Below are 18,762 nucleotides of genomic sequence, written 5' to 3'. Positions count from 1 at the left end.
TACATTTAGTACATTACTTAGTCAAAAGCTGTATTTATCAAAAAAGCCATTTGTTAAGTTTAACAGATGGCTTTTTTGATAAATGTTATTTACTGATTAATATTCGTTTGGCAATTACTTGATTATCGGCTCGAAGTTTCAAGATATACTCGCCTTCTGGAAGCATCGTAAGGTTCAATACTTGGCTTGAATTAAGAGCCGATACTGAGCCTTTTGTGATTAAACTTCCAATCATATCATATACCTCCACAGAAGTATTTTTCCAGTCTGTCCTTGCTTCAATTTTGAAAACACCTGTACTTGGATTTGGGTAAACAGATACGCCTTTATCATCAAAATACTTGAAATTATAAGGGTCTGAATAAGCTGAATAGCAAAACTTATTTCCATAAAATAAAGTCTTGTAAATATTTTTTGCTTTTACATTAAGCGTTACTTCTTCGATAACACGAATAGGACTTCCTGAAAGCACGCTACTCTCAACACCATTTACTTGCCAAACGTAATCGTCAGCTTTTACAGTATTTACAGCCACTGTGTAAGGACTCGCTCTTACGATAGAATCTACTTTATCAGGATTCGGCTTTACAGCAACATACAAGGCTGGCGAAATAACAGACTTACAACTATTGAGGTCTGTTTGATATGCTTTGAATGCCCCCGATTGTGTTACAGTTATATTTTGGGTATTATAATTAGTAACTTTTCCATTCTGATTTGCAATCCAAGTTGGCGAATTCCCACTTGCCAAAGTCATTTGTAATACCGTATTATCGCCATCACAAAATACGCTGTCTTTGGTACTAAAAAGTGCTGGCGTAGCTGGTAATGGATTTACTTTTACATTGACAGCCGAAGAATTGAGCGAAAAGCAATTATTGCCATCAATCGTCCGAACGGTATAAGCTCCTTGTGTTCTTACGGTAATGTTTTTACTCGACGCCCCCGTACTCCATCGGTAAGCGATAGCACTTTGTAAAGATGAAGTAAGTACAACATTGGTATCAGCACAAAAAGTAGTTGGGCCATTGGCTACAATAGTAGGTGTTGGCGGCAATGGGTTTACTACAATTTTAACTGCATCAGAAGCAGGCGAAGCACAACCTTGTGAACTAATAGTTTTTACGGTATAAGAACCCGAAGTATTAATTTTCACATTCTGAACACTACTACCTGTACTCCATAAATAACTATTTGCTTGCAAAGTAGAAGACGACAAGACTACGTTGGTATCTGCACAGAAAGTAGTAGGACCATTGGCTGAAATACTTGGCTTGGGAGGCAAAGGTTTCGCTGTGGTAACTACTGGCGAAGAGTAGTCTGAAAGGCAACCATATTGGCTGACAGTTCTAACCGAAAAACTTCCAGAAGTAGTTACATTGATAGACCTTGCTGTACTGCCATTACTCCATTGATAGATTGGAGCGTCGTTTGCGATTAAGTTTACACTGTTTCCATCACAGAAACTTACATCGGCATCTGCTGTAATCGTTGAAGAAGGTACGGCACTACCAACAAAAGAAATCGCTGGAGCTTGTAATACATTACCGTTGCTATCTCTGAAACGAGCATAATATTTATTACTCAATCCAGTAGAAAGTGTTACTTGACGATTATTTGAAAAAATTCCGTCGTTGAATGAAGTATTATTTGACCATTGATAGCTTGAATAACCTTCTGGAAGTACAACATCTACGCTATTATTACCACAACTAAAAGAAGGACTCATTAAAGTAATAGGCAAATGAGGCTTAGACTGACTAAAAAAGTTATCATTTAAAGCATTGTACCAAGCGGTTGCCAATTGTTCTAAACCCGTGCCATTGAAATGCACACCATCTTTACGACCTGTTACTTGGATTGCATCTGTATCTGGTCCTAAAAATACATTGTTATTGGCTTGATTAATTACTAAAAGTTGACCATTTCTAATATTTTGGTCGGTAACAATGGCTGTTCCACAAATACCCGAACAAGGCGACGAAGAGCCACCCGAAGTAAGCGAAACTACCCAAGAAAGGTCTTTGCCAGAATCTCCTCTTGATTTATTAATTATTGTTTGAAGATTGGCTCTATAAGTTTCGGCATTAGTACTTAGTTTTTGATTCACTAAAAAATTATCTGCTTCGCCCTGACACCAGAGTACGCCTCTTACTCCCAACTGTGATACAAAATAACGAAGGGCTTGAGATAAATCTTGATAAGGTAAATGGTTTTGATAAGTTCCCCCAATATAAGGATTGGGTGCATAGCCACCATTGGCAGTAATTGCCCAAGTACTGCTTGAAGTACCTTCAAAAGCAGCATTAAAAAACATCACAGGAACGTTTAATTTACTTACTAATAAATCGCCCAAGCGTCCCCAACACCAACCATTATTTCCTCTTGGAGCAATACGACTACTGGCAGTTAATTGAGAAAATGGCGACAAGGAAATATAAAAATCACCTCCAGATTCAGTATTGGTGGCTGTTCCAAAACAGTTTACTCTATCGCTCGATGCACCAATTCCTTCAATATCGGGCATTCCTTGAGCATTCGATTGTCCAGCAATCACAAAAACTTCGCCCACTCCTACCCTACTTACTTGCGAAACGCCCCCGATGATTGTTCCATTCAGACTTCCTCGAAGTTCTAAGGTGTACCAACCTTGACGAACGGTCATCACAGAAGTAAAATTTCCATTTAAAGGTAATTCTTTAATCACTGTCCAGTCAACTGCTGTTCCTTGCCCATCGGCAACAGGAATTAAACGAGCTTCTACTTTATCAATTTGTGTTTCATAAGTGCCAGCAATGGTAATCTGAGATAATCCGTCTTGATTTCGCTGATAGACCGCTCTATTTTGAGGGGAAGTAATACGAATTTGAGCAAAAAGAGCATGATTAACACTGGCTAAAAATATAAAAAACAAAATCTTTTTAGATAGGGTCATCTGAATATTGGTTTTAATGTATCAGGTTTTGTATAAATATAAGTAAGGTAAAATTGATAGGACTGACCATATCACAGAAGTCCCAAAGTATTTTGGTATTCTATATAATGTGGTCAGTCCCAAGTCTTAGAAATTCTAAGAAAAATATGTTGTTAAAACTTCTTTCGTAAAATTTTAACGATTGATTGAAATCAATTTGGATATTTTAAAATTACTATTGGCCGCACGAAGTATGTAAGTTCCTTCGGGATAAGCACTTAAATCTAATAATTTAGGACTGTTCAAAGCATCTACTTTCATTTGATAAAGCTGTTTGCCATCAACTGAAAAAATAGTAATCACGGTATTTTCTAATTCATAACGGCTTTCTAACCAAAACTTACCATTTGACGAAGGATTGGGGTAAATTGAAAGCCCTCTGTCGTCATAAGATTTTAAATCATAACTTACCACATCTGTCACGCACACTAAAGGCGAAGCTAATTCTTTAACGGTATAAATATTTCTTCCGACCAAAGTATATTTTCCTGCATCAGTTGCTCTGATAACACTATCTAATGGAGCTAAATCCGTTAATGTCTTTCCTTCAAACGACCAAACATACTCTGTTGGTATCTTTGCCGACTTAGCCGCCAATGTATAAGTACCTTTTTGAAGAATACTTACAGGTGTTGGGTTATCTTTTTTAGTAATCTGAATAGCATTTGAAGCCTTAGAAAGACAACCGTTGTCATCACGGACAAAACCTTTCACTAATTCCGTGCCAGTTATTTTGATTGTAGCCGCAGATTGTGTTGAAACCGTACCATTACTTTCCCAAACCAAAGAATATTGCTTGGTATCAGGTGGAGTAAGACGGAGGTTTACACTTCCACCGTCACAGAAAACAACATTTCCTAAAGCACTGATGGTTGGAGCTTTCGGTAAAGGATTTACAAAAGTGGAAATTTTATCTTTCGATACAGGTGATAAACAATTGTTTGCTCCACGAGTCTGTACCGAGAATGTACCAGAACCTTTGACAACGATACTCTGTGTCGTTTCGCCTGTACTCCATAAATAACTGGAAGCACCAACATTCGACGACACCAAAGTCACGCTTTGCTCATCACAAAACTCCGTTGAACTTGTAAAAGAAATCGTTGGAGCAACTGGACGAGACTTTGCTGTAAGTACAATTTCGTTGGAAACAGGCGATAGACAAGCGTTTTTATCAACCACTCTTACTTTATAAGTACCTTCATTAGCCGCTACAATTGTCCCTGTTGCCGAAATACTATTCGTCGTCGGTGCAGTCCATTGGTAAATGGGATTCTCAACTTCGGTAGTACTTTGGATATTGACCGTTGTTCCGATACAAAAACTTACATCAGATAAAGCCTTAATCACAGGAGCTTTAGGTGGCACATTAGCTTTTACTGAAAAACTGGGTACTTGAATAATATTGCCATTAGAACGTGTAACTTTAGCGATATAAGTACCCGATGGCACATCTACTACACGAGTTGTATATTCTTGAGAAGTAACTTCGTTTACCCATCTGTATTGCTGATAACCTTCGGGCAAACTTAGTCTCACTAATTGTGAAGAAAGACATTCCAAAGAAACGTTTGGTATCGTATCTGGTGAAATCGGTTCAACCGTTCCGAAGAAATCCTTGTTGTCTTCTGTCAAGGCTTTTATCCATGCGTCAGCTACTTGGTCGAGACCTTTCCCAACAAAGTGTACACATCTATCACGTTCACCAATAAAATCTACTTGAATATTATCCGTAAAAGGTCCAGGATAAATCGGGCGAAGGGCATCAGTTGTAATTGCCTGATTTTGAGCATTCACGATAATAGGCGAAGGTTTTGGTGGAGCTAAGATAGAATCACAACCTCGCTGACTTGAATACGAAGTACGAGCCACAACCCAAGCCAATTTGTTAGTACCTAAATCCTGACGACTTTTTGTAATCAAGCGTTGAAGGTTATCTAAATAATTTTCAATGGTAACAGGCGGTTTTTTGCCTTGTGCAATGGCTTCGAGATTGACCAAGTTTTGTGTTTCGCCTTCCATCCATAGAACAGCACGAACACCCAGGTTAATGCCATAATAACGTAAAACAGCATTTAGGTTTTCGTAAGGATAACCCACAGGAAAATAACGAAGTGGTACGCCGGGGTCTTGAAAATCTCCTAAAACAGGAACAGTGGGTTTTTCAGCACTTTCACGCCACGCTCTTACAGAAGAACCTGCCCATCCTGCATTAAAAAACATAATAGGAACATTGAGTTTAGAAGCCAAAGCATCTCCAACTTTTCCCCAGTAATAAGGGCCAATTCCTAATGGTCCAATCGTAACATTTTTACTCAGTTGAGAAAACTGAATAATCGAAAAATTGGAAGTAGTATAAGTTGTATAACTTGTATTTTGGGGGTCAAATTCTTGTTTGTAGCCATTTACACTGTAATCTTTCAAGAAGTTGGCACAGTTTACTCTATCGTCAGAAGCAGGCGTTTCATTGGCAGAACGCAAGCCACTTCCTCCAGCATTCGACTGTCCGGCAATCACGAATACTTCTCCAACACCTACTTTTTCAATTCTTGAAACATTTCCCACAACTTTCCCTCTCAGAAGTCCACGTACTTCCATTGCATACCAGCCACCTTTCACGGTAATATTTCCTTTAAACAATCCACCAAGCGGGTTTGCTCTCAAGAGCGTCCAGTCGATTGCTGTGCCTTGACCTGTTTTTACAGGGATAAATCGTACTTGGATAGTATCAATCGGTTGCGAGTAACTACCCACAATAGCAAGACTTGCTTCATTATTCAAATTACGCTGAACTACCTGTCTTAAAACAGGAGAAGTAATCGTAATTTGCCCAAACATAAAGGTAGGAAGGCTGATGAAGAAAAAAATCAGTAACCATTTTTTAAACATATTCACTGAAGTTAAGGAAAGTTAGAGAGTGTACTGTGTAAAAGACGCCCATTGAAATAAAAGCGTTGCTTTTTAAAAAGAAATAAGTTTAAAATCTTTAGTATAAAATCTTACAAAAATAAAGAAAGCATCCCATATACTGAGATGCTTTCTTTATTTTATTCAAATTTATCCGATGTAATATACGCCAAACATAAATTAGTCAGCAATTACAGTGAATTTTACTTTGTGCTTAACCTCTTTGTGTAAGTCAAGAGTAGCAGTAAAATCACCTACGAATTTCACTTCAGTATCTAATGAGATTTTCTTTCTGTCCACATCGAAACCTTTTTCTTTCAAAGCTTCAGAGATTTGGATAGTAGTAACACGACCGAAGATTTTACCGCTTTCACCTACTTTCGCTGCGATAGCTAAAGTAATTTCACCGATAGATTCTGCTAAAGCCAATGCGTCTAATTTTACTTTCTCAGCCTTGTGAGCTACCTGCTTGATGTTTTCAGCAAGGATTTTTTTGTTTGATCCCGTCGCCATTACTGCGAAACCTTGTGGAATCAAGTAGTTACGGCCATATCCTGGCTTCACGTTAACTACGTCATTTTTATAACCGAGACCTGCGATGTCAGTCTTTAAGATGATTTCCATTTTATTATTTTATTAAGGTATTAGGGCTTTAATTGTGGTACATTTTACCTAATTCTATCACCTAAAACCTATTATCTAAAACCTTATTTATAAACTACTTCAATCCGTCAGCCACGTAAGGCAATAAAGCCAAGTGTCTTGCACGTTTGATAGCCACAGCAACTTTACGTTGGAATTTCAAAGAAGTACCAGTAAGACGACGAGGAAGAATTTTTCCTTGTTCATTTACCAACTTCAATAAGAAATCTGGGTTTTTGTAGTCGATATATTTAATGCCTGATTTTCTGAAACGGCAATATTTTTTGCGTACAACGCTTTTGTCAACTGGTTCGTTTACTAATGTCATGATTTCAAAATGTTGAATTTCGTGAATGTCTTACTTACTCTGCTTTTGCTTCTGCAGCTGCTGGTTTTTTACCTACTAAACCTTTTTGCTTACGCTCATTGTATGCCACTGCGTGCTTATCAAGAACAGTTGTCAAGAAACGAATCACTCTTTCGTCACGCTTGTATTCAAGCTCCAACTTAGCTACTAACGTTCCTTCAGCTTTGAATTCAACGATGTAATAGTAACCAGTTTGTTTGTTTTGGATAGGATACGCCAGCTTACGTATTCCCCATGCTTCTTCGTTTACGATTTCAGCATTGTTGTCCGTTAGGATCTTTTTGAACTTTTCAACGGCATCCTTTGTCTGCTGTTCAGACAAAACGGGAGTTAAGATGAATACCGTTTCATAATTACGTAATTCCATAAGTATGTAATATTATTTTTAAAAATTGGACTGCAAAAGTACAAAAATTGTTTTATAATACAAAAATTAATGAAAAAGTTTTTGATTATCAGGGGGATAGGGATTTTGAGACTTTAGGACTTTAAGACTGGAGGACTTTAGGAGAAAAGATACAAGAGGCAAGATTTTTATTGGGATTTTGGGAGACTTTAGGACAAAAGATAATTCATAATTCATAATTTTATTAATATCCTCAAAAAAATAAGTGATGCGATTAAATAATTGGAAAAACAATTATCTAATCGCATCACTTATTTTTTATAATTCATATCTAAGACTAATCTCTATTTTCGATTTTATTCAAATCTGCTTTTTGTTTTTTGCCTAAAGAATTAATCCAAGCGGCAATTTTCAACACATCTCCTTTCGGAACGTGGGTCATTGATGCCATTTCGGTTGCATAGTCTGGCCAGTTTTCTGGTTTTGGATGATATACCAATTCTAAAATTTGCTCGTTGGTATAATTTCGTTTGGCTACTTCGGTAAACGGAGGGCCTACTACTCTGGTAGCTTCTGCATGACAACTGGTACAAGCGTGCTTTTTCAATAATGCCGCTACTTGTTTTGCATCAACAGGTGCTTTTGTATCTATTACAGCACTTACTTTTTCTTTTTTGGCAGGCAAAGTACTTGATTTTGCGGGTGCTGTTGTTGCTGGTTTTGTGGTAATATTTGCTAATTCACCAGTAGGAATTTCATTCAAAGTATAATAGCTGATGTCGTGCAATAATGGCTGACCTTCATCATTCAATAAACCAGAAGCTAAAATTTCATGGATATAACCTTTACGAAGATTATCCATCACCAAACGAATTTTCAAACGGTCTGGCGAAACAATTACACCACGAAGCGGTGTCTTTTCTTGATTGATAATCGGACTTCCGTACTGGTGATGATACTTGTAAGTAAAGCTTTTCAATTCGTAGCTACTCAAATCTTCGGCAGTTTTAAGGCTTACAGGTTGTGTAAATTCTACTTCAAAACCGTCAGGCATGGCATGAACATTTTTCATTTCAAAAGGTACTTTTCCGTTCCAAACCAAACGTTGAAGTCCGTACAATTCTTTACCTGTTGAACCCCAACCTCTTGAAGTCATTCCTACGAAAATAGAACCATCATTCCCCCATCTTGCACGTACTGTTCCCGACTGAAAACCTTCACGGAATGGATAACAAGCACCTTGATATTTTCCGTTTACTTTTTCTAAAGACATTCTCATCGCTTTAGACTGCCCTTGGTCGAAAACAATGTATTGTCCTTGGAATGGCCCAAATTTTCCGCCAGTTTCGTCTTCAATCATATCTGCGGTAGAAATTCCCATCAAAGCGTGTGGAAACCATACGGCTGGCAATTTCAAAGCTTTTACTTTTTTAGCTGCTTCGTACATTGGTTCGCCTGTGTCAGGAATATCGGCTTTTGTCAATTTCAAAGGAGAATCTGGCTCTTTTGTCCAATACAAACCGCCTGCATTTCCTGCAAAATCTCCTTTTTCTAAATGTGTAATTCTACCAGAACCCACCCAGTCTCCTTGGTTTTCGCCATAAAGTACATCACCATTTGAATTAACCGTAAAACCTGCTGGCGAGCGTAAGCCCGTTGCTATGGGTTCAAGTGTACCGTCTTTCTTTACTTTTACTAACCAACCACGCCATTTAGCAAATTTGCCTTCACCATAACCAACCCAAGCTACGTTGAAAGTAAGATACATATCATCATTTTTATCGAAAACTGGTCCGTAAGAGTACTCGTGGTAGTTTCCTGATAAATCCCAATTGGCAACAGATTCATACACATCAGCTTTGCCGTCGGCATCGGTATCGGTCAATTTGGTTAATTCACCACGCTGTGTACAATAGAATGAACCTTTGTGATAAGCAAGCCCCAAAGACTCGTGCAAGCCACTGGCAAAAAGTGTGTAGCTTGGCTTTGTGCCGTTGAGTTGATATGGGTTTTCGATAATCCATACTTCGCCTCTACGAGTACAAACGCCCACACGACCATCGGGCATGGGAGCAATTCCACCAGCTTCTAATTTTATACCATCTGGAATAGCGACAGTTTTAATTTCGTAAAAATCCTCTTCGGTAAAAGGCTTGGGCTTCACTTGGGAAAAAAGGTTTTGAGTACAGCAACTCAACAGACCCATTGAAAGCAATATTTTTAATGATATTTTCATTTTTAAAGGGAAATTTTAAATTTTGGCAAGCAAAATAAAGTACTTATTTGAGCTTAATTTCTTGTTTCAAACGTTCATTTTCTTTTGTTAAACTGTCCGATTTAAAATAGAAGTATAGGGCTGCTATCAAAAAAATCTTGGATAAAACAAACACGGCGATAAAAGCGGGTCGCCAGTATTTATGGACTTTAATGTGCGTATTATCAACTTCTACTTCTAAATACTTCAGCTGTTCTGTATGATTAGTAGCTTCTTTGAAAGTATTTTGTTGCTGCCATTTTTTTAATTCATTTTTATTGGCATTCAACAAAATCGCTTCCCGAACATTGGGTGGCGGCGGAACGGCATTTGTTAAATAATGATTGGCAATATCTATTTCGATAGATTGAAGTGCCTTGGCTACTTCGTTATCTATCAACACTCTTTGCTCTACTTCTCTTTGTTCTTCCTCAGAAACAATGCCTAATAAGTAGCTTTCGAGTATTCCACTTTGTATGTATTCTTGATTCTTCACAATGGTATTCGATTAAGATTGGCGAAAAGTTTTGAAATATTGACTAATAGCTTTGTAAACTTTTGCTTTCGGAATGTTTAATTTTTCAGCAATTGTTTCAGCACTTTTCCCCTGTCGAAAGGATAAATCAAAAATAAATTGGGCTTGTTCTGTGTCGGTTTCAGCAGCGGGAACGTGAGCTGTTTCCCAATCAAATTTTTGCTTGTAAAGCAATGCGAGTTCTCGTGCCTTTCTAATAATACATACAGCAATACTTACTTTACCTTCTACGCAGGGATTGACAGTGAGTGAATCAAACAATTCAATCATAATTTCCTGTGCCATTTGTTTCTGTGGTACAATCTGAAGAATAATTCCATAAGCCATTGCTCCATACTGTTCGTAAAGGTGTAGGCTGTTGGACAACACAGAGGTTTTATTTTCAGAAATTTGAAGCTTCGATGATTCAAAATCACTCATGTCAATAACCTTATAAATTGGTAATTAAAAAATCAATTGATACGACAAGTCTTTCAGTCCTGCCAATGGTAATACTAATTGTTTCACACCATTGTTATCACGAATAATTGCTTTACTCGTTTCAGGAATTGATACAAAATATTGTTGATTGTCGATAGCAAAACGATTTTTTCCTAAATCAGTAATCATATTTCCTTCTGCCAAAAGTACGTACAAAGAAGTACCTGCTGGCGTTGAGCCTTCAAAAGTCAAATGACGAACGATGGCATCTGAATTGGCAGACGGTGTCGAGAGGTCTTGTACTTTTAGTCCTTTGTATTCGTACATAAAAACTGGGAAAGCAATTTTTTCTCCTGCTACTTCAATTTTATTCAAACGGTAGCCTTTGTACTGTAAGTCACTTTTGGGTAAGGAAGCAGGAATACTTGCCGAAGCATCGCTCAATAATGCCAAAGGAAATTTATCATTCAATGAAATGGTTACTCCCATCGGAGCAGACGTTTGTGGTTCGCCACGGTCGTGCCACATTTGCGTTGCATCTAAGAATTTCCCTCTCCAAGCTTGTAAATATCCCCCTTGGTTTAAGTCATAAGCGTAACTCAAACCACCCGGCATACCTACGCTAACGGCATGCGTTTTTTTCACATCGCCATACATCATAAACGAGCGTTGAAGGATTGTCTCCTGAGCTACTTTCACTTCAATTAATGGCGTAGCTTCTGGTTCTGGCAATGAAGTACGTTCTGTAATGGCTTGTTTTGGAGTACCTACTCTTTCAACAAAAAATCCTAAAGCTTTAGGCCCCCAACCAAAATCTTTGGCATGAATTAATGAATAAGTATGTTCACCAGCCGAAAGTTTTTTTGAACCTTTTACATCTTCACTGTACCAATGGTCGCCTTTGGTAATGGTGTCGTTGTCAATCAACAATACGCCTGCACCAGTCCAATTGGTCGTGAAAGTATAAGTATCGTTTTCAGGAATTGTAATTGTTCCTTTGAATTTCAACAAGAAATCAGATTTAGCTTCTGCCAATTTCATACTTGGTTGTTTGGCTGTACCTGCTTGAACTGGCTTAGTAGCTCCTGTTTGAAGATTAGCAAATTTTCCTTGATAGTACTCATAAGAAGTTGGGCTGAAAGTAGCCAATGGCTTATCGAATACTTCATACTTAATGTTTTTGAAGGCTACTTGTCCGTGGTCGCCTTGAATTCTAATCGGGCCAGTAGCTACTTCTTGCTGAGAAACTGCTCCACGAGTTACGCCTAAAAGCTCGATATTTTCGTGAATTAAAACACCGTTCAATGTTACTTTATTGAATCTGGCATTGCTTAGTTTTTTTCCAGAAGCATCAAAAGTGGGTGCTTTGAAATCAATTTCGATATGATTCCACAAACCTGGTGCTTTTACGGCATTTTGGCGAGGAACATGACCTTCATACCCTTCTTTGCCTGCTCCACGAGACTCATCCCAACGATGATAAATAGCTCCGCAATCGCCATCATTGATTTCTTTTTTGAGCCAAGAATCTAAAATCTGAACTTCATAACGTCCTTGCAGATAAATCCCAGAATTCGACCCTTTCGGAATCATAAAGTCGAGCGACAAGCGAATATCACCGTGTTCGAGTTTGAAAAACAAATCATCCGTTGGCTGATACTTTGCTCCTTTCAAAGAACAAAACAAAACACCTTTGCCGGGTGTACTTGTGAGTGCCGTTGCCTGATGGTCTCCTACAACGCTTCCTTCAATCGTCCAGTTGGCACTTGGATTTTTAAAAGCGTTTAAATCATTCAGGGGAATTTCGGTTTGGGCAAATGCCGAAATTGGAAATAAAAGAAATAGTAATTTTTTCATTGAGTTGAGATATTTCAGGAAAATTATACAAAAAGTAAACTTTCGTTATCTTGTATTGACATTAAAATTACTCAAAAAAGTATAACACCTTAGAACACTTGATGAATATTTATTTGATACAGTGACTAATAAACAGATTCTCAGCTTTTTTCTGCCCACGCACCGAAAGGTAATTCCAATCGGAACAGGCGTTTTTTACAATCTTCAAAGCAAAATAACAGTCGGCTCGTTTATAAAGTGCTTCAAAAGCTTCGTCCTTCATCAGTACACATTTAGTATAAAGTTTAATGGCTTTTCCGTAATTTTTTAGTTCAAACTGTTTGTTGGCTCGTTTTAATACACTTTCATAAACTAAGTCATCGTAGTAATAGTTTTCAGGCTGTTCTTCTTCTTCGCCATATCTAAATTCATAATTGAATACAACATCTACTTTCTTTCCGTCGTAGTCGGCAGGAAGCCAAGATTTCCGAGTTTGCCAAACCGCCTTCAACAATTGGTTATTATAAGTAGAATCTGAAGATTCTTTGATTTCAACATTCTTTAGTACGCCTTCTTTTGATACTTGAAAAGCTATTTTAAAAATACCAGCCTGATTTTCGGGATACTTAAAGTTTTTTTCAATGTCTTCATAAGAAAACTGGTAAACGTCATCGAAATCGTCATAAATCGTTCCTTGAAAAAAATCTCTACCACCTTTATAGTGTGGAAAAACATACTTATTAAAATTGTAAAGCGTATCGCCATTGGATTGTTTTATGATATTAGGCTTGATAAATTGTCGAAAAAAGTACTCCGAAGCAGATTCTTTTGTGGACAAATAATGGTATCTATAAATTAAGTAATCGGGAGTATTGGGAATAATCTGAGAAAAAACTAATTCATAAGGCGTGAGCTTGTCGATATGATAAAGTGCAGCACGCCCTACCAACAAAGTATCGCCAACGGTCACATACAAAGTAGGTGAAGCTTCTTTTCCCAGAATAATCACACCAGCATTGTCTTTTCTGAAAATCAACATCGTGGCAGTTACTTTATCTACTTCTGGATTCGTTAATCGACTTCCATCTTTCATGTCGATATAATCTTTCACCCAGTTACCAATCAGTTTTCTGGAATCAACATTCAAAGAATCAGTTTTAGTTTGGGCATTCAACCAAAAAGAAAAAGACAAAAGCGTGCATAAAATACCTAATTTCATAAAGCAAATACGTTTATAAGTACTAATATATCTCAAAATATTTATAAAAAAATTCAATAAAAATTATTCTCCTGAAAAAAAGAAATCTACAAGACAAGAAAAATTATCGAGAGCGAATCCGAATACCCATCTGAAATCCGAGCCAAAAGGTAGAAACTTTGGTAGAGTACAGCGGTGGATAAGGGGGTATTTGTACGAATGGTTTTCCTTTCCAAGAAGCAGCATTATATGAATCCAGAAAAAAAGCTTTTATGGATGGGCCAAATGTAATCGCTGCATTTCTGGCAATTTGTTTTTCAAAGCTAAAGTCTAATCGCCATAAATTTCCTACGTTTGGTGTAAAATCATTATACTCTATCATCAAATTGGTGGTAATATCCGTGTTAAACATCCACGCATTTCTTAATTCGTAGGCTCGCCCAACGCCGTAACCGATACTAAATACTTCATTGGCTCTGAGGAAATTGTAGCCAATTGCCAAAATATTATAAAATTTTCTTACGCCTGTTTTGAAAATAAAACTACCAGTTTGATTTTCATCGATAGATAATTCCAAACGCTTATAGCCATCGCTACTACTCACGAAACTGAGTAAGCCAATCGGCGTAGTTTCAGAAAATTCGCTGATATTAATCAAACCAATTTGATGCCCTTTGCCTTGTACTTCGTTGGCGAAATTGATTAAACCAACCTGCCAGCCATTTGATACTTGGGTTACTACGTTTACGCCTACACTAAGTTGTACTCCTCTTTGAATGGCTTCGGTGAGGTTAAAAATCGAACTTATCTGAACGCCCAAAAGTTCGCCTCCGACAATGTTTCCAACACCTGCCAATTGAAAACCCGTAACATTATTACGAACGCCATTAAATAAACCTCCGATTTCTACTTTACGAACACCCGCCGAAAAACCCATGAGGATATTCAACGAAAAATCATTTTCGATACTTCCAGAAAGTAAACGATTTGTACCCAAAAATGGCAAAAGTGATACTTGAAAAGTACGATTGAGTGAATCGTTGATGTTGATGGCATTGATTCGCTGCGAACGTCTCACAAAAAAGGTTTCAATACGTTTTCTGAATTTATCCCAATTGGTATTTTCTTGTATAGAATCTGGTTCGATGATAATAGATGATTCGAGTTCGTCTATTTGGTCAAGAAATACTGGACGAGGGTTTTCTAAAACCATTGGTCGTTCAATTACTTGAACATTATTTTTAAACGCTTCCATTTTTTCCATTGAATTATCTTCAATGGTAGGTTCAAAAACGAATGGTTTTTTGATTCGCCTCAGCTCGATATTTTGGTAATCGTTCTGAGCATTTCTTATCAAAACAATTTCAGGTTCATAGCCCGGTTTTGAAACACTCAGTCGTATCGGGAAGCTTTTGGTAGAAAGCTTTATCTTATAAAAACCATACTGATTACTAATGGCTGAAATCAAGCTGTTTTTTTCGTAAATACTGGCATCTGGCAGTTTGATTCCCTCTCGGGGGTCAACAACGTAGCCACTCAGAAAAAAATGGGTTTGCCGTGTTTCAATCGTATTTTTTTGAAGAATTACGTATTGTCCACGTACTTTATAGCTGAGAGAAGTACCAAAAAGTTGTTTCAATACATCTCGAACTGGTCGGTCGGTTAGGGTTAAATCTATGCGACGATTTACATCAATGAGGCTGGAGGGATATGCGAAGTTGAAGCCACCTTCCTTTGCAATAAGGTCAAGGACTTCAGACAGTTTGTCGTTATTGGCTTTTAAACTAATATTGCGTTCTAAAATGGGTACTTGTGCATAAAGATTAAAAGCAATTAGCCACAAAACACAAACAAAAAATATACGTTTTTTCAAATAATAAGCCATCATCGTAAAACGATTTTCAAACCGTTTTTCAACCTAATTTTTTACTGACAGCCCTCGCCACTAAGCACAATTGAATCTCCTTGTTTGCGAACTTTCAGGTTTAATGTTTCAGAAATTATGGTGAGAATATTATCTAAATTTTCATGGTCGAAAGTAGCGGTAAGTGAACAATGTTTAATTTTTTCGTTCTCAAACGAAATCTTTTTTCCATAAATATCACTTAAAGATGCTATTACTTTGTCTAAGGTTGCTTCTTGGAATGTAAACGATTGTGTTTTGTAAGCAAGTATATTTTCGTCGATATTCGTCATTTTAGTTATTTCAGCTTGGTTTGCCTCAATAGCAGCGGCTTCGCCTTTTACTAAAATCACTTGCTGTTCATTCCTTGAAAATTGTACTTTTCCTGTACGTACCACCACTTGTACTTGTTCGTTATAGGCTTTTACATTGAAAGAAGTACCCAATACTTTAATTTGCGAACCTTGTGCATCAATGATAAAAGGATGTGCGGCATCGTGATGTACTTCAAAAAATGCTTCGCCTGTTAGCTTCACATTTCTGATGTCACCTTCAAATTTTTCTGGAAAACTAATACTTGAATTTTTATTCAAAAATACTTTTGTGCCATCTGCCAATACTTTTTCGGTTGGTGTTTCAGCCGTTTTGAAAGTCAATAATTCTGGCTCGGTAGCCATGTTTTTACTTACTAAAAACCAAGTACCAAACACAAGGGCCAAAGTAGCGGCAAATTTGAGAAAATTCTTAAAAATGAGATTTTGAGGAATAGATTTTGGTACATCCAAACGCTCGTCGCTACCACCAATTTTAGGCGTAAAAGGAGTAATTGGCTTTGCTACTTCGTTGGACTGCTTGGCAGCGAATTGTTCGATACCCAATTTTGCCCAAGCGGCATCTACATCTACGCTTTGTGAGCCATGTAGAGCTTTTGATTTTTCCCAAATCAAACTTGAATGTTCAAAAACCTTTTGATTTTCGTCTGACAAACCAATCCATTCGCTTACCTGTTCTGCTTCGTTGGAGTCAGTTTCTTCAGCAAGGTATTTTGCCAATAAGTCGTCTATGTTTTCTTCGTTAATCATATCAAACCCAAAGGTTTTATCTATTTTTTTTGGTTATTATCGGAACAAAAATAAAAATAAGAATATTGGTAAATAATCTGAGAGTTCGGCTCGCATTATTTTTAGGGCTTTACCAATTTGATTTTCTACCGTTTTGATAGAAAGCCCCAACCTATCAGCGATTTCTTGATACTTGAGTTCTTCAAATCGACTCATTTTAAAAATGAGTCGGCATTGTTCTGGCAGTTTTTCAAGTGCGTCGCTTATTCTTATTTCTAATTCATCTTTATCTAATAAATCAGTGGCCGACTCGTGGTTGTTTTCTAAATACTCGCCCACGTGTTGACGATAGACTTCTTGTACTTTTAAATGCTTGAGGCGATTGAGACAGGTATTGTGTACCGCACGGTAGAGATAGGATTTCAGCGACACTGTAATTTCTATTTCTTCCCTTTGTTCCCAAAGTTTCAAAAACATTCCTTGTACCATTTCTTCGGCATCGTCCATGTCTTTGAGGATGCCACAAGCGTAATTACACAAAGCCTGATAATGTTTCCGAAATACTGTTTCAAAAACACGAACATTGCCTTGACGGATAGCGAATAAAATATCAGAATCAGTAAGTTGCAAAATCAGTAGAGGTTATTATCATAGAGTTATCTTCACAAAATTACAACATTCGTTGATATTTTGATTGATGACACCTAAATTTGGCTTCCCCCCTACTTTTATACGAAAGTATTGTGGGAATTTCATTCATTTTAGCAGTATCAAATTACGCTTCGTAAGGTCTGAGAACTGTAATTCAACTGATTCATTTTCACATTTATCATATTTTTCAATGAACAAATTTTTCTTGCAGGCTGGTGCTGTTTTGGCAGGTTTATCAGTGGCACTGGGGGCTTTTGGGGCTCATGCTTTCAAAGCAGCTTTGGAGTTATCGCAGAGAACGGATACTTTTGAAACAGCAGCACGTTATCAAATGTATGGTGGTTTGGCTTTGATTTTGGTGGGTATTTTATCTGAAAAAATCTCGCATAAATTAATTACTTGGGCTGGTAATGCTTTCTTGTTGGGAACAATCATTTTTGCAGGTTCACTTTACTTGATTTGTGCAACGGGCGTTACGATATGGGGAGCAGTTGCTCCTATTGGCGGTTCGTCGCTCATAGCTGGCTGGATTTTTTTACTGATTGCGGTTTCAAAAAAATAGGTTTCAGAAAAAACTCCCACAATATTTGTTACAAACATTGTGGGAGCTAAATCTAAACTCAAAATAAACCTTTGTACTCTATAATTTTGTTTTTCAGCCAATGAGTCAAACGCACAAAACACTGTTTATCAACACCTTAAAACTAAAACTCATTCTTATCACGCATCATTTTTTCATTAGACTGAAACTATTTCTTACGCTAATTTTTTCAGCGATTTTCTCCCAAACAATTTTTGGAACGTCAATTTTATAATCGACCAACATTACTTCAAAATCTGAATCAAGCGAAATACCTGTTTTACTAATATTCAATTTGCCTTTGATTACTTTTTCCTTAGAAACCCCATGAAGTGTGAGTATTCCTTTGGCACTTACTTCAAAAATTCCTGTCTTTTTAAAATCTATTTCTTCATTGATTTTACCAGTGAAAGTTCCCGTCGGAAATTCATCTGATTCAATATAGTTTTCGTTGAAGTGTTCTTGCATCAATTTATTAGGGAAATTAAATTGATTCATGTTCATTCGCACAGCAATTTCTCCAGTACTTGTGTTAAGGATTGCCGATACATTGCTATTAACAGCCGTAATGTCTTCGAGAGGCGTTTTTGAAAAAAAGCTTGTAATACCAGATTGGGTCGAAAATAATTGAGAATAAGCTACTTGACTGACAAAAAGAAAGATTGCTAAGATAAAAATGTTCGTTTTCATAGTATTTCAATATTTAGTTTATGTTAATTATTTGATTTATGTTCAAAAAGAATGTTCTAAACAAAAAATATTGTAATTCATCCGTCCGTATCGACAATGAATTTTCTGTGATTTTACTTAACAAGTTTCTTCTTTTGTTGATGATTTTCAGAGCATACTCACTTTCTTCTAATTTACAATTCTCCTATTACGATTTCTTGGCTCTCTCTCGAAAATATCGTATATCCTTTATTTTCCAGACAAAAATTGTTTTTACAAACATATAATTTTTTGATACAAAAAATACAATTTTTTAATTAAATAATTATAGTTATTCGATTATGCGAGAAAATATTTTTCAATAAAAAAACTCCTTCAATCATCAGAGTAGGGATTGAAGGAGTTTATGACTTAAATTT

At 36.9% G+C, this 18,762-nt stretch carries 15 protein-coding genes; 1 reads left to right on the top strand and 14 read right to left on the bottom strand.

Going from position 1 to position 18,762, the window contains the following annotated elements; translation table 11 throughout:
* Positions 1 to 85: 85 nt before the first annotated feature.
* The 13 genes from VB248_RS06475 to VB248_RS06415 all read right to left on the bottom strand — a co-directional run bounded on the left by VB248_RS06475 (position 86) and on the right by VB248_RS06415 (position 17,073).
* On the bottom strand, positions 86 to 2,935 hold the full coding sequence (locus VB248_RS06475) for a T9SS type A sorting domain-containing protein (protein ID WP_323295935.1): 2,850 nt from the start codon (positions 2,933 to 2,935) through the stop codon (positions 86 to 88).
* Positions 2,936 to 3,109: 174 nt separating this feature from the next.
* On the bottom strand, positions 3,110 to 5,863 hold the full coding sequence (locus VB248_RS06470; RefSeq protein ID WP_323295934.1) for a T9SS type A sorting domain-containing protein: 2,754 nt from the start codon (positions 5,861 to 5,863) through the stop codon (positions 3,110 to 3,112).
* A gap of 198 nt (positions 5,864 to 6,061) precedes the next feature.
* Positions 6,062 to 6,505, bottom strand: a complete 444-nt coding sequence (gene rplI / locus VB248_RS06465; protein ID WP_323295933.1) for a 50S ribosomal protein L9 — start codon at positions 6,503 to 6,505, stop codon at positions 6,062 to 6,064.
* Between the two features lie 94 nt (positions 6,506 to 6,599).
* Positions 6,600 to 6,851: a 30S ribosomal protein S18 gene (gene rpsR, locus VB248_RS06460; RefSeq protein ID WP_323295932.1), complete on the bottom strand. Its 252-nt coding sequence runs from the start codon at positions 6,849 to 6,851 to the stop codon at positions 6,600 to 6,602.
* A gap of 34 nt (positions 6,852 to 6,885) precedes the next feature.
* A complete protein-coding gene (rpsF, locus tag VB248_RS06455) occupies positions 6,886 to 7,257 on the bottom strand; it encodes a 30S ribosomal protein S6 (RefSeq protein ID WP_323295931.1) in 372 nt (123 codons plus the stop codon).
* Between the two features lie 316 nt (positions 7,258 to 7,573).
* Entirely contained in the window at positions 7,574 to 9,472 is a 1,899-nt protein-coding gene (locus VB248_RS06450) for a hypothetical protein (RefSeq protein WP_323295930.1), read from the bottom strand.
* A 43-nt stretch (positions 9,473 to 9,515) separates the two neighbouring features.
* Positions 9,516 to 9,986 (bottom strand): hypothetical protein, encoded by a 471-nt coding sequence (locus VB248_RS06445; protein WP_323295929.1) that lies wholly within the window; start codon positions 9,984 to 9,986, stop codon positions 9,516 to 9,518.
* A 12-nt stretch (positions 9,987 to 9,998) separates the two neighbouring features.
* The gene (locus tag VB248_RS06440) at positions 9,999 to 10,445 is read right to left on the bottom strand and encodes a hypothetical protein (protein WP_323295928.1); all 447 of its coding nucleotides are present in this window, start codon (positions 10,443 to 10,445) and stop codon (positions 9,999 to 10,001) included.
* A 24-nt stretch (positions 10,446 to 10,469) separates the two neighbouring features.
* Positions 10,470 to 12,302, bottom strand: coding sequence for a 3-keto-disaccharide hydrolase (locus tag VB248_RS06435; protein ID WP_323295927.1), 1,833 nt, complete (start codon positions 12,300 to 12,302; stop codon positions 10,470 to 10,472).
* Positions 12,303 to 12,411: 109 nt separating this feature from the next.
* On the bottom strand, positions 12,412 to 13,500 hold the full coding sequence (locus tag VB248_RS06430) for an energy transducer TonB (protein ID WP_323295926.1): 1,089 nt from the start codon (positions 13,498 to 13,500) through the stop codon (positions 12,412 to 12,414).
* A gap of 103 nt (positions 13,501 to 13,603) precedes the next feature.
* A complete protein-coding gene (locus VB248_RS06425; protein ID WP_323295925.1) occupies positions 13,604 to 15,367 on the bottom strand; it encodes a hypothetical protein in 1,764 nt (587 codons plus the stop codon).
* A gap of 38 nt (positions 15,368 to 15,405) precedes the next feature.
* Positions 15,406 to 16,464, bottom strand: a complete 1,059-nt coding sequence (locus VB248_RS06420; RefSeq protein WP_323295924.1) for a FecR family protein — start codon at positions 16,462 to 16,464, stop codon at positions 15,406 to 15,408.
* 36 nt (positions 16,465 to 16,500) lie between these two features.
* Positions 16,501 to 17,073 (bottom strand): RNA polymerase sigma-70 factor, encoded by a 573-nt coding sequence (locus VB248_RS06415; protein ID WP_323295923.1) that lies wholly within the window; start codon positions 17,071 to 17,073, stop codon positions 16,501 to 16,503.
* Positions 17,074 to 17,284: 211 nt separating this feature from the next.
* Here VB248_RS06415 and VB248_RS06410 point away from each other — a divergent pair, with 211 nt between their 5' ends.
* Entirely contained in the window at positions 17,285 to 17,656 is a 372-nt protein-coding gene (locus VB248_RS06410) for a DUF423 domain-containing protein (protein WP_323295922.1), read from the top strand.
* Positions 17,657 to 17,821: 165 nt separating this feature from the next.
* Here the strand turns inward: VB248_RS06410 and VB248_RS06405 are convergent, their stop codons facing one another.
* Positions 17,822 to 18,364, bottom strand: a complete 543-nt coding sequence (locus tag VB248_RS06405; protein ID WP_323295921.1) for a YceI family protein — start codon at positions 18,362 to 18,364, stop codon at positions 17,822 to 17,824.
* Between the last annotated feature and the right edge of the window lie 398 nt (positions 18,365 to 18,762).

The sequence above is a fragment of the Arcicella rigui genome (genome assembly GCF_034929435.1).
GTDB lineage: Bacteria > Bacteroidota > Bacteroidia > Cytophagales > Spirosomataceae > Arcicella > Arcicella rigui.
The sequence above is the reverse complement of the archived record's forward strand: the minus strand, read 5'-3'. Positions and strand labels throughout refer to the sequence as shown.

What these genes read in the sequence shown, in the direction of transcription:
- VB248_RS06475 (WP_323295935.1), bottom strand. Translation starts at nt 2,935, where the DNA reads ATGACCCTATCTAAAAAGATTTTGTTTTTTATATTTTTAGCCAGTGTT.
- VB248_RS06470 (WP_323295934.1), bottom strand. Translation starts at nt 5,863, where the DNA reads ATGTTTAAAAAATGGTTACTGATTTTTTTCTTCATCAGCCTTCCTACC.
- rplI (WP_323295933.1), bottom strand. Translation starts at nt 6,505, where the DNA reads ATGGAAATCATCTTAAAGACTGACATCGCAGGTCTCGGTTATAAAAAT.
- rpsR (WP_323295932.1), bottom strand. Translation starts at nt 6,851, where the DNA reads ATGACATTAGTAAACGAACCAGTTGACAAAAGCGTTGTACGCAAAAAA.
- rpsF (WP_323295931.1), bottom strand. Translation starts at nt 7,257, where the DNA reads ATGGAATTACGTAATTATGAAACGGTATTCATCTTAACTCCCGTTTTG.
- VB248_RS06450 (WP_323295930.1), bottom strand. Translation starts at nt 9,472, where the DNA reads ATGAAAATATCATTAAAAATATTGCTTTCAATGGGTCTGTTGAGTTGC.
- VB248_RS06440 (WP_323295928.1), bottom strand. Translation starts at nt 10,445, where the DNA reads ATGAGTGATTTTGAATCATCGAAGCTTCAAATTTCTGAAAATAAAACC.
- VB248_RS06435 (WP_323295927.1), bottom strand. Translation starts at nt 12,302, where the DNA reads ATGAAAAAATTACTATTTCTTTTATTTCCAATTTCGGCATTTGCCCAA.
- VB248_RS06430 (WP_323295926.1), bottom strand. Translation starts at nt 13,500, where the DNA reads ATGAAATTAGGTATTTTATGCACGCTTTTGTCTTTTTCTTTTTGGTTG.
- VB248_RS06425 (WP_323295925.1), bottom strand. Translation starts at nt 15,367, where the DNA reads ATGATGGCTTATTATTTGAAAAAACGTATATTTTTTGTTTGTGTTTTG.
- VB248_RS06420 (WP_323295924.1), bottom strand. Translation starts at nt 16,464, where the DNA reads ATGATTAACGAAGAAAACATAGACGACTTATTGGCAAAATACCTTGCT.
- VB248_RS06410 (WP_323295922.1), top strand. Translation starts at nt 17,285, where the DNA reads ATGAACAAATTTTTCTTGCAGGCTGGTGCTGTTTTGGCAGGTTTATCA.
- VB248_RS06405 (WP_323295921.1), bottom strand. Translation starts at nt 18,364, where the DNA reads ATGAAAACGAACATTTTTATCTTAGCAATCTTTCTTTTTGTCAGTCAA.